Annotated in this window: 9 protein-coding genes; 4 read left to right on the top strand and 5 right to left on the bottom strand. The window is 48.2% G+C overall.

The features are described from left to right. Positions 1-146: 146 nt before the first annotated feature. The 3 genes from AB1E22_RS09625 to typA form a co-directional block, all read right to left on the bottom strand. Positions 147-653: a DUF943 family protein gene (locus AB1E22_RS09625; RefSeq protein ID WP_367595128.1), complete on the bottom strand. Its 507-nt coding sequence runs from the start codon at positions 651-653 to the stop codon at positions 147-149. Further along, a complete protein-coding gene (locus AB1E22_RS09620) occupies positions 650-1,504 on the bottom strand; it encodes a DUF3289 family protein (protein ID WP_367595127.1) in 855 nt (284 codons plus the stop codon). Before AB1E22_RS09620 ends, AB1E22_RS09625 begins: the two co-directional genes overlap by 4 nt. A 216-nt stretch (positions 1,505-1,720) precedes the next feature. Then, on the bottom strand, positions 1,721-3,547 hold the full coding sequence (gene typA, locus AB1E22_RS09615) for a ribosome-dependent GTPase TypA (RefSeq protein WP_367595126.1): 1,827 nt from the start codon (positions 3,545-3,547) through the stop codon (positions 1,721-1,723). Positions 3,548-3,921: 374 nt separating this feature from the next. Between typA and glnA the strand changes: the two genes are divergently transcribed. The 3 genes from glnA (at position 3,922) to glnG (ending at position 7,944) form a co-directional block, all read left to right on the top strand. After that, positions 3,922-5,331: a glutamate--ammonia ligase gene (gene glnA / locus AB1E22_RS09610; RefSeq protein WP_367595125.1), complete on the top strand. Its 1,410-nt coding sequence runs from the start codon at positions 3,922-3,924 to the stop codon at positions 5,329-5,331. 145 nt (positions 5,332-5,476) lie between these two features. Continuing rightward, positions 5,477-6,526 (top strand): nitrogen regulation protein NR(II), encoded by a 1,050-nt coding sequence (gene glnL, locus AB1E22_RS09605; protein ID WP_367595124.1) that lies wholly within the window; start codon positions 5,477-5,479, stop codon positions 6,524-6,526. Between the two features lie 8 nt (positions 6,527-6,534). Further along, a complete protein-coding gene (gene glnG, locus AB1E22_RS09600) occupies positions 6,535-7,944 on the top strand; it encodes a nitrogen regulation protein NR(I) (protein ID WP_367595123.1) in 1,410 nt (469 codons plus the stop codon). 80 nt (positions 7,945-8,024) lie between these two features. On the opposite strand, the gene hemN is transcribed toward glnG, so the two are convergent. Beyond that, entirely contained in the window at positions 8,025-9,398 is a 1,374-nt protein-coding gene (gene hemN, locus AB1E22_RS09595; protein ID WP_367595122.1) for an oxygen-independent coproporphyrinogen III oxidase, read from the bottom strand. 148 nt (positions 9,399-9,546) lie between these two features. Then, the gene (gene yihI, locus AB1E22_RS09590; RefSeq protein WP_367595121.1) at positions 9,547-10,068 is read right to left on the bottom strand and encodes a Der GTPase-activating protein YihI; all 522 of its coding nucleotides are present in this window, start codon (positions 10,066-10,068) and stop codon (positions 9,547-9,549) included. Between the two features lie 586 nt (positions 10,069-10,654). On the opposite strand from yihI, the gene yihA reads away from it, so the two are divergent. Next, a complete protein-coding gene (yihA, locus tag AB1E22_RS09585) occupies positions 10,655-11,311 on the top strand; it encodes a ribosome biogenesis GTP-binding protein YihA/YsxC (protein ID WP_367595120.1) in 657 nt (218 codons plus the stop codon). Positions 11,312-11,389: the final 78 nt, after the last annotated feature.

The raw sequence follows: 11,389 nt of genomic DNA, 5'->3' as shown, positions 1-11,389 counted from the left end.
CAAATAACTGTAGCGGTAATCAGAGAAGGTAGATAGTGGGCAGACGGCAAACTGCGAAGCGAATTCCACCAATGTCATTTTTGTATCATGCTGGCACTAAACCCATAACTCAACAAACTTGCTTTTGAACGATCATCAATACTCTATTAATATCTACCCTTCATACGATCCAGCAGCTCCCTATCTTTGGCTGCCGAAAGCTTTCCGTCTTTGTCGAGAGTATATGAATAACCGTTATAACCCATATCAAAAAATTCTTTATTATTTTCAGATAAATAGACTACTAAAGGGATGCTTTTATCTATACACCTTTCATCGCTTTCTATATCACCGAAGCAATATAAATCATCAATCCGTCTTGCATTATCTTTAAAACTTAGAAAACCATCCCCAACATTCCAAATGGTTATTGCATAACCTAACTTCCCAGGTATGCCATATTTTTCTCGCAACTCCGATTTATGATCTACATACCAATGTATTCTATCCCTGTCGGTGAACGGAAAGTGATCGACAACAACATCATATATTGTTTCTCTCTGCTTGCTGGTATGGATTATATTCACAGGGCGTAATGTCCATGAATTACAGACAGTGATTGTTAAAAATATAACAACCGCTATTTTATTGAATCTTTTCCATTTTATTTTCATACGTTACCATCAATGGTAATACTTGTACTAAAATTGGTGAAAAACGGCTTAAATGCATAGCTTTTGTGGCGCTGTAGAAAAAACCAGATACGGAAAAAACGGTGATTCTTAAATAAAGGATTGGAGATATCTATTTTATCGAGTCCGAAATGATCCTGGGCCTTAAAATTAACCACCGCACTCCACGAGTACCCTGACCGATTGAGAGTTAAAAGTTTAATTTCTTGCGCATGTACATCATGAATCGTAATCCCAAGTCCGTTATAATTATCTTTAATACGATTGAATTTTGGTAACCTTGAGTTATAAATTCCACTCGAAATAGCATGTGTTAAAGATAGGTTATTAACTTTCCCTATCTCGTTATTTATAGTTGACTTTATTACATCCAGAACATTGCTATCTGAAGGCGGTTGTATAAGATCCAAAAATGCGCGGTCCAGACCCATGTGATGATATGCCGCACCATTTCCGTTCTGAAAGTTATCTATCATTTCACTAATGAGATAAGCGTACTGACCCTTAGCAAACATTGTTGATAACTCTTTCATTTCATTAAACAGAATACTTTTGCACTCTTGCAGAGTAATTGGCGTTGCTTTAGGAAACGAAGGGGATGTACCAAAATAATTTCCGCTATAACTGGGTTTTAGCGGAGAGTCATATCTCAATAATTTATAGGGATCAACCCGTTCTGATATATCATCAAGACCAAGGTTTATTAACTGAGCACTGTCTAAATCCCCACACTGCATATCATCGGCAGAATAATCATCAAAACGATTTGCTGTAGAAAACACAATACAGGGCAATGACATAGTTAGTTCTATACTGTTTAATTTCGCCCTCATACATATACCTCCATTATATTTTATAAAATCCCATTTACAGTGCAAATATAATAACCACTTTATGGATGACTATTTAATGAGATATTCAATAATAAAAACAGGCCAGGGTTAACAATAATCGACAAAGAATAAAAATTATTTTCAACAAAAGAAAGGACGAAAAAAAGCCCCGCCTAAACAGGCAGGGCTTCAATACTTTTTAGCGAAGAAAGAAACTTACGCTTCTTTGCCGCCACGACCCGCGCGTTTGCGGTCGTTTTCAGTCAGGTGACGTTTACGGATACGTACAGAAGTAGGCGTTACTTCTACCAGTTCGTCGTCATCGATGAATTCCAGAGCTTGCTCCAGAGACATCTTCTGTGCAGGAACCAGAGTTGTCGCTTCGTCAGTACCAGACGCACGCATGTTGGTCAGTTTCTTACCGGTCAGGCAGTTTACAGTCAGGTCGTTAGAACGACTGTGAATACCGATGATCTGGCCTTCGTAAACTTCTGCGCCGTGGCCCAGGAACAACTTGCCGCGATCTTGCAGACCGAACAGAGCAAACGCAACCGCTTTACCCTGACCGTTAGAGATCAGCACGCCGTTTTGACGCTGGCCGATTTCGCCTGGTTTCACGTCGTCGTAGTGGCTGAATGTGGAGTACAGCAGACCAGTACCAGAAGTCATGGTCATGAACTCAGTACGGAAGCCGATCAGGCCACGTGCTGGGATCAGGTAATCCAGACGGATACGACCTTTGCCGTCAGGGATCATGTCTTTGACATCGCCCTTACGCTCACCCATCGCCTGCATGACAGAACCCTGGTGCTGTTCTTCGATGTCCAGAGTCACGTTTTCGAACGGCTCTTGCATACGGCCATCGATCATACGGTTGATTACTTTCGGACGGGACACAGCCAGTTCGAAGCCTTCACGACGCATGTTTTCGATCAGTACAGACAGGTGCAGTTCGCCACGACCAGAGACACGGAATGCATCCGCATCTTCGGTTTCTTCAACACGCAGTGCAACGTTGTGCACCAGCTCTTTGTTCAGGCGGTCAAGGATCTGACGAGAAGTAACGAATTTACCTTCTTTGCCACAGAACGGAGAGGTGTTGACGTTGAAGAACATGGTAACGGTTGGTTCATCAACAGACAGTGCTGGCAGCGCTTCAACATTTTGCGTATCGCAAAGGGTGTCGGAGATGTTCAGCTCGCCCAGACCGGTGATTGCGATGATGTCGCCCGCTTCCGCTTCGGTGGATTCAATACGCTCCAGACCGAGGTGAGTCAGTACTTTACCGACTTTACCGTTACGCGTTTTGCCTTCGCTATCAACGATAGTGATCTGCTGGTTAGGCTTCACTTTACCGCGCTTGATACGACCGATGCCGATAACGCCAACATAGTTGTTGTAATCAAGCTGGGAGATTTGCATCTGGAACGGACCATCAAGATCAACGCTTGGTGCTTTAACGTGGTCAACAATCGCCTGGTACAGCGGGGTCATGTCTTCCGCCATATCAGTGTGATCGTTACCCGCGATACCCATCAATGCTGATGCATAGATGATTGGGAAATCAAGCTGCTCGTCGGTTGCGTCGAGGTTTACGAACAGGTCGAAGACCTGATCAACAACCCAGTCAGGACGCGCGCCAGGACGGTCAACTTTGTTGATAACAACAATTGGCTTCAAACCGTGGGCAAATGCCTTCTTGGTTACGAAGCGCGTCTGCGGCATTGGGCCATCCATTGCGTCAACGACCAGCAGAACGGAGTCTACCATGGACATTACACGTTCAACTTCACCACCGAAGTCGGCGTGCCCAGGGGTATCAACGATGTTGATACGGTAGTCATTCCATTTGATAGCGGTGTTTTTAGCGAGGATGGTAATCCCACGCTCTTTCTCCAAATCGTTGGAGTCCATCACGCGTTCGGTAGCTTCAGCACGTTCGTTACTGAAAGTACCAGATTGCTGCAGCAGCTTATCAACCAGGGTAGTTTTACCATGGTCAACGTGCGCGATGATGGCGATGTTACGCAGATTTTCGATCACAACTTTGCCTCAGGCATTAGAAATAGCGCGTTATTGTACACGTATTAATCGAAGGACAGAACAGGATCACAAAGAACCTTTACAAACAATGTTGAAAGTAAGGGTTTGTGATCGCTTTCACGGAGCAAAAAAGGGAGCCATAACGAAAATTGCACCAATATGGTGCTCAAATCTCAGACTGAAGCACTACATTGGTGCAAACTATCCATCATGGTGCATCCCTTTTGCACTATGGTGCGCATGATAGCGCCTTTTTAGGGTAATTTAAAAGTTGGCACAGTTTTCGCTTTAATACTTTCAAGGCGAAAAGCCAATGAAGAATGTATTGAACACTCGTTACCACGACGACAATGACCAATCCGGGAGAGTTAAGTATGTCCGCTGAACACGTATTGACGATGCTGAATGAGCATGAAGTGAAATTTGTTGATTTGCGCTTCACTGACACTAAAGGTAAAGAACAGCACGTCACAATCCCTGCTCACCAGGTGAATGCTGAATTCTTCGAAGAAGGCAAAATGTTTGATGGCTCCTCGATTGGTGGCTGGAAAGGTATTAACGAATCCGATATGGTTCTGATGCCAGACGCATCCACCGCGGTCATTGACCCGTTCTTCGCAGACTCGACGCTTATCATTCGTTGCGACATTCTTGAGCCAGGCACCTTACAGGGTTATGACCGTGACCCGCGCTCCATCGCAAAACGTGCTGAAGATTACCTGCGCTCCACTGGCATTGCCGATACCGTACTGTTTGGGCCAGAACCAGAATTCTTCCTGTTTGACGACATCCGTTTCGGTAGCTCTATTTCCGGTTCTCACGTTGCTATCGACGATATCGAAGGCGCATGGAACACCGGAACCAAATACGAAGGCGGCAACAAAGGCCACCGTCCTGCTGTTAAAGGCGGTTACTTCCCGGTTCCACCGGTCGACTCAGCCCAGGACCTGCGTTCTGCAATGTGTCTGACCATGGAGCAAATGGGCCTGGTTGTTGAAGCTCACCACCACGAAGTGGCAACTGCTGGTCAGAACGAAGTGGCTACCCGCTTCAACACCATGACCAAAAAAGCAGACGAAATTCAGATCTACAAATATGTGGTTCATAACGTTGCTCACGCATACGGCAAAACTGCGACCTTCATGCCAAAACCAATGTTTGGCGATAACGGTTCCGGCATGCACTGCCACATGTCTCTGTCCAAGAACGGCGTAAACCTGTTCTCTGGCGACAAATATGCTGGCCTGTCTGAGCAAGCGCTGTACTACATCGGCGGTGTTATCAAACACGCTAAAGCCATCAACGCCCTGTCTAACCCGACAACCAACTCTTACAAGCGTCTGGTCCCAGGTTATGAAGCACCTGTTATGTTGGCTTACTCTGCCCGTAACCGTTCTGCTTCTATTCGTATCCCAGTGGTTGCGTCTCCGAAAGCACGCCGTATCGAAGTGCGCTTCCCAGACCCGGCAGCTAACCCATACCTGTGCTTCGCAGCACTGCTGATGGCTGGTCTTGATGGTATCAAGAACAAAATCCATCCAGGCGAAGCGATGGACAAAAACCTGTATGACCTGCCGCCAGAAGAAGCGAAAGAGATCCCACAAGTTGCAGGCTCTCTGGAAGAAGCACTGAACTGCCTGAACGAAGACCGCGAGTTCCTGACTGCGGGCGGCGTGTTCACTGATGACGCCATCGACGCATACATCGCTCTGCGTATCGAAGAAAACGACCGTGTGCGTATGACTCCGCACCCGGTAGAGTTTGAGTTGTACTACAGCGTTTAATCAGAGTCGTTTTTTGTTGCCGTGGAAACTTTCAGCCCATCTTCGGATGGGCTTTTTTCTCCACAAATAACCTGTTACAGCAATATATTTTGCCAACAGGAAACTATAATGCACCATCACAGTGCAAATTATCGGAGACTGCTTTATGGCAACCGGCACGCTGCCCGATGCTGGGCAGATCCTGAATTCTTTAATCAACAGCATTTTACTGGTCGATGACGAACTGGCGGTGCATTACGCCAACCCCGCTGCACAGCAACTTTTGGCGCAGAGTTCGCGCAAGCTGTACGGCACGCCGCTACCAGAGCTGTTGAGTTATTTTTCGCTCAATATTGGCTTAATGCAGGAAAGCCTGACCGCAGGCCAGGGTTTTACCGATAACGAAGTCACATTGGTTATTGATAGCCGCTCCCACATTCTTTCCCTGACCGCTCAACGTTTACCGGAAGGTTACATCCTGATGGAAATGGCGCCGATGGATAACCAACGTCGTTTGAGTCAGGAGCAGTTACAGCATGCGCAGCAAATTGCCGCTCGTGACTTAGTCCGTGGGCTGGCGCATGAGATTAAAAATCCTCTCGGTGGGTTACGGGGTGCAGCGCAACTTCTGGCAAAAGCTTTGCCGGACCCGTCGCTCACTGAATACACCAAAGTGATTATTGAGCAAGCCGACCGTTTGCGAAATTTGGTGGATCGCCTGTTAGGCCCACAGCAACCGGGGATGCACGTTACTGAAAGCATTCACAAAGTCACCGAAAGGGTGATGAAACTGGTGTCGATGGAACTGCCAGCTAACGTGACGCTGGTGAGAGATTACGATCCAAGCCTGCCGGAACTGGCACACGACCCCGACCAAATTGAACAGATTTTACTGAATATTGTGCGCAACGCGCTTCAGGCGTTGGGCAGTGATGGCGGCGAGATTGTGTTACGTACGCGTACCGCTTTCCAGCTTACGCTGCATGGCGCGCGCTACCGTCTGGCTGCACGCATTGATGTTGAAGACAACGGTCCGGGTATTCCGGCCCATCTGCAGGACACGCTATTCTACCCGATGGTGAGCGGACGTGAGGGAGGGACAGGTTTAGGTCTTTCTATTGCACGCAACTTGATCGATCAGCATTCGGGAAAAATCGAATTTAACAGTTGGCCAGGCCATACCGAGTTTTCGGTTTACCTGCCTATTCGTAAGTAGAGGTCTTTATGCAACGAGGGATAGTTTGGATCGTTGATGACGATAGCTCCATCCGCTGGGTGCTGGAACGCGCCCTGACCGGAGCTGGTTTAACCTGCACTACATTTGAAAGTGGCAATGAAGTCCTGAATGCACTTGCAACCAAGACCCCGGACGTTTTGTTATCTGATATTCGTATGCCCGGCATGGACGGTCTGGCATTGCTCAAACAGATTAAACAGCGCCATCCTATGCTTCCGGTCATCATAATGACGGCGCATTCAGATCTTGAAGCCGCGGTTAGCGCCTATCAGCAAGGTGCGTTTGATTATCTGCCGAAACCTTTTGATATTGATGAAGCCGTAGCACTTGTTGAACGTGCCATCAGCCACTATCAGGAACAGCAGCAACCGCGCAATGTGCAGGTTAACGGGCCGACCACAGATATTATCGGTGAAGCTCCAGCGATGCAGGATGTCTTTCGCATTATTGGTCGCCTGTCCCGGTCATCAATAAGCGTGCTAATTAATGGTGAATCGGGTACGGGCAAAGAGCTGGTCGCCCATGCTCTGCATCGCCATAGCCCGCGTGTGAAATCACCTTTTATCGCGCTAAATATGGCGGCTATCCCAAAGGATTTGATTGAGTCCGAGCTGTTTGGCCACGAGAAAGGGGCATTTACCGGCGCGAATCAAATTCGTCAGGGCCGTTTTGAACAAGCCGACGGCGGCACGCTATTCCTTGATGAAATCGGTGATATGCCGTTAGATGTGCAAACTCGCTTGTTACGTGTCCTGGCAGACGGGCAGTTTTATCGCGTTGGCGGTTATGCGCCAGTCAAAGTCGATGTCCGAATTATTGCCGCAACGCATCAGAACCTCGAATTACGCGTGCAGGAAGGGAAATTCCGTGAGGATTTGTTCCACCGCCTGAACGTTATTCGCGTGCACTTACCACCGCTGCGTGAACGTCGGGAAGATATTCCACGCCTTGCGCGTCATTTCTTGCAAGTTGCGGCTCAGGAATTGGGCGTTGAAGCAAAGCTGCTGCATCCAGAAACGGAAAATGCGTTAACTCGAGTGGCCTGGCCCGGAAACGTTCGCCAACTGGAAAACACCTGTCGTTGGTTAACGGTGATGGCTGCCGGTCAGGAAGTGTTGATTCAGGATTTACCCGCCGAGTTGTTCGAGACCACTATTCCGGATAGCCCGACACATTCTCAGTCAGATAACTGGGCGACGCTTCTGGCGCAGTGGGCAGACCGTGCACTTCGCTCCGGTCATCAGAATTTACTTTCCGAGGCGCAACCGGAAATGGAGCGCACGCTGCTGACAACGGCGTTGCGACACACGCAAGGCCATAAGCAGGAAGCGGCAAGGTTACTCGGTTGGGGACGAAATACCCTGACGCGTAAACTGAAAGAATTGGGTATGGAATAGTCGGATGTCGCTACGCTAATCCGACCTACGAAAAAAGTTTACTATCAAACTAAAACGGGCCATTTATTTGGCCCGTTTTTTTATATTACGCGTGAAAATTGTTGCATCCGCGCCTTCTGGCGCAGGTAACTATCAAAACACATGCAGATATTACGAATGAGCAAGCGGCCTTTGGCCGTCACCTGAATGTGTTTGCCGTCGATATCCACCAGCCCATCTTTCGCAAGTGGCGCCAGCAATTTCAGATCTTCTGCGAAGTATTCTGCAAAGTTCAGATCCCAAAGCTGTTCTACTTCGGCAAATTTAAGCTGGAAATTGCAGATAAGCGCTTTGATAACGTCGCGTCGGATACAGTCATCGCGGGTTAATGCCAGCCCGCGCCACAGCGCATCGCCCTGCTGATCAACCTGCTGATAATAACTCTTCAGCTCTTTTTGGTTCTGCGCGTAGCAGTCGCCGATCATGCTGATTGCGGAAACACCCATGCCGAGTAAATCAGTATCGCCCTGGGTGGTGTAGCCCTGGAAATTACGATGCAATTTCCCTTCGCGCTGGGCAATCGCGAGTTCGTCATCCGGGCGGGCAAAGTGGTCCATACCGATAAACTGATAGCCATCGCGAGTCAGAGAGCCGATGGTTTCTTGCAGAATGTCCAGCTTCTGCTGGGCGCTCGGCAAATCAGCATCTTTAATTTTTCGTTGTGCCGCGAATAATGTCGGCAGGTGCGCGTAGTTAAAAACGCTCAGGCGGTGCGGGCTAAGTTCTGCAACGCGTTTGAGCGTGAAGGCAAAACTTTCTGGCGTCTGCTTTGGCAGCCCATAGATCAAATCGATATTGGTCGAGGTAAAGCCCAGGTCACGCGCGCGCTGAATCAGCGCAAAAATAAACTCTTCGTCTTGCTCCCGGTTAACCAGGCGCTGCACTTCTTTATTGAAATCCTGCACACCCATGCTCAGGCGAGTAAAACCTTCGTTACGCAGGTGATCCAGCACATCGAGTTCAATTTCACGCGGATCGACTTCAATCGACAGCTCAGCATCTTCGTTGAAATTGAAATGACCCCGTAGAAGCCCCATCAGACGGCTTATCTGCGCTTTACTGAGGTAAGTCGGTGTACCACCGCCCCAATGCAGTTGGCTGACGTGACGGCCCTTAAAGAGCGGTGCACGGCTGGCTATCTCTTGCTCCAGCGCATCTAAATACTGATCGGCCTTGTGCGTCTGGCGAGTAACGATTTTATTGCAGCCGCAGAAATAGCACAGCTTATGGCAGAACGGGATATGAACATATAGCGACAGCGGGCGCTCGGGATAACGAGCAACCGCTTGCAGAAACGCCGCCTCGCCGAACTCTTCGGAGAATTCCAGCGCGGTGGGGTAAGAGGTATAACGCGGCCCTGAATAATTATACTTCTGGATCAGGGCCAGATCCCAATCGATTAACTGCTCAGACATAATCACTTCCTCCGGTGATGCCGCATTCGTTGACGGCGCAACGATTTTTGCAATCGCGACAACCGCCGTAGTTTAACGAATAACCACAGCAGATAACACACCAGTGGAATAACCACGAAAAGAGCAGGTAATCCCATTGAGATAACGTTTAGTTACCACCTTTGAGAAGGCGCATTAAATCATCACCCTTCTCTTTTTCTTCTTCATCTTCGTCATCTTCATAAGAGATGCCGAGTTCTTCCATCAGCGCATCAATGCGATCGAGTTTGGCGTTAACCCAAGCCTGCTCTTCTGCGTTGAGTGTTTCACCTTCTTCAAGACGTTCCAGCAGCGCATCCAGGCGCTCATCGTTTTCCAGCAAATCCAGTTCAGCCTGTGGTGTTAGCATAGGTTTCTCGACTTTAGGTTTGTGCTGTTTAGGTTTCTTGACCTGAACTTCCGTTACGCCCAGGGCAATAGGTTTTTTGCTACCAATACGCGGATCTTTAGTCTGAGAGCTGCTATTTCCACTTTTTGCCTGACTGCCGCCAGTTGCACGGCTGCCCGCAGCGTGTCCGCTGTGTTTTTTCTCACGTTTACGGTCGCGCGCTTCGCGATCGATCTCTTCGCGCGTTTTGCGACGTACTTTCGAAGGTTTGGAGCCAGGTGCTGCTGAGTTTTGTTGCTTCATAATAAGTTGTCTTGAGCCGTTTTTATTCAGTATAGAATTGCGGCGGAATCTAGCAGAAAGCAAGCAAAGAAAAAAGGCGGCAGGTTAACCTGTCGCCTTTTTCTTGTCTCTGGACCCTTCATAGGTCACACAATCCCTGTTTGCACTCGACGCCCTGTCTTTCCCTTGCAAACAACTTCCGTGTAGTTCCTTGTCCCTATTAAACGTCTCCTGACGTTGCCTCCTGGCATTTCCTTGGTTCTTCGCCTTCCTGACGATCCTGAACCCTCATCCTGAGTTGCTATCCTTTGTGGCTCTCCTTTGCCTGTGCCGCTTACTTTACTCTTACCCTTTGATTCTACAAGATTACTATTTGCATTAAGTCTGGTAGGTAATCCAAAGATATTTCTTTAACTTCATGTTTTATAAAAACTTTTAATTATTTCCGCATCAAACAACACTACGTTGTCTGTCAATATGAATGGTCAATGTCTTACAAACCGCGGGCGGATTTCTGTAATCCTGTCAGCCGCGCCGAGAAACACGGCGTTTTCCCCAGGTTCAGGTATAATCCCCCACAATGCTCATCCTGAGGGAGACAACCGTTTTGACAAACTGGAATTATCAACTGACCCACTTCGTGCTTAGCGCACCGGATATTCGCCATTTACCTTCTGATACCGGTATTGAGGTTGCTTTCGCAGGCCGCTCTAACGCAGGAAAATCCAGCGCATTAAATACGCTGACCAATCAGAAAGCTCTGGCGCGTACCAGTAAAACCCCTGGCCGTACTCAGCTCATTAACCTGTTTGAAGTGGCTGACGGTAAACGTCTGGTGGATTTGCCAGGCTATGGCTACGCCGAAGTGCCTGAAGAAGTAAAACTGAAATGGCAGCGTGCGCTCGGCGAGTATCTGCAAAAACGTAATAGCCTGAAAGGCCTGGTGGTGTTGATGGATATCCGTCACCCGCTTAAAGACCTTGATCAGCAGATGATTCACTGGGCTGTTGCGAGCAATATCCCCGTGATGCTGCTTTTGACCAAAGCTGACAAACTGGCGTCTGGCGCTCGTAAAGCACAGCTAAATATGGTGCGTGCAGCGGTGGTAGACTTTAACGGTGATATTCAGGTTGAGGCGTTTTCGTCACTGAAGAAAATCGGTGTCGATGTGCTGCGTCATAAACTTGATGGCTGGTACAACGACATCCCACCAGCAACTGAAGAAGACGGTGTTGAAGAAGACGACGAAACTTCTGGCGAATAATAAAAGCGCGGGTTCGCCCGTACTTTTCCTGACTCGCGCGCAATAAAAAACGCCCCAGTCATTACTGACTGGGGCGGC

Source organism: Buttiauxella gaviniae, from assembly GCF_040786275.1.
Lineage (GTDB): Bacteria > Pseudomonadota > Gammaproteobacteria > Enterobacterales > Enterobacteriaceae > Buttiauxella > Buttiauxella gaviniae_A.
This window is presented reverse-complemented; position numbering and strand designations above follow the sequence as displayed.

What these genes read in the sequence shown, in the direction of transcription:
- AB1E22_RS09620 (WP_367595127.1), bottom strand. Translation starts at nt 1,504, where the DNA reads ATGAGGGCGAAATTAAACAGTATAGAACTAACTATGTCATTGCCCTGT.
- glnL (WP_367595124.1), top strand. Translation starts at nt 5,477, where the DNA reads ATGGCAACCGGCACGCTGCCCGATGCTGGGCAGATCCTGAATTCTTTA.
- hemN (WP_367595122.1), bottom strand. Translation starts at nt 9,398, where the DNA reads ATGTCTGAGCAGTTAATCGATTGGGATCTGGCCCTGATCCAGAAGTAT.
- yihI (WP_367595121.1), bottom strand. Translation starts at nt 10,068, where the DNA reads ATGAAGCAACAAAACTCAGCAGCACCTGGCTCCAAACCTTCGAAAGTA.
- glnG (WP_367595123.1), top strand. Translation starts at nt 6,535, where the DNA reads ATGCAACGAGGGATAGTTTGGATCGTTGATGACGATAGCTCCATCCGC.
- glnA (WP_367595125.1), top strand. Translation starts at nt 3,922, where the DNA reads ATGTCCGCTGAACACGTATTGACGATGCTGAATGAGCATGAAGTGAAA.
- AB1E22_RS09625 (WP_367595128.1), bottom strand. Translation starts at nt 653, where the DNA reads ATGAAAATAAAATGGAAAAGATTCAATAAAATAGCGGTTGTTATATTT.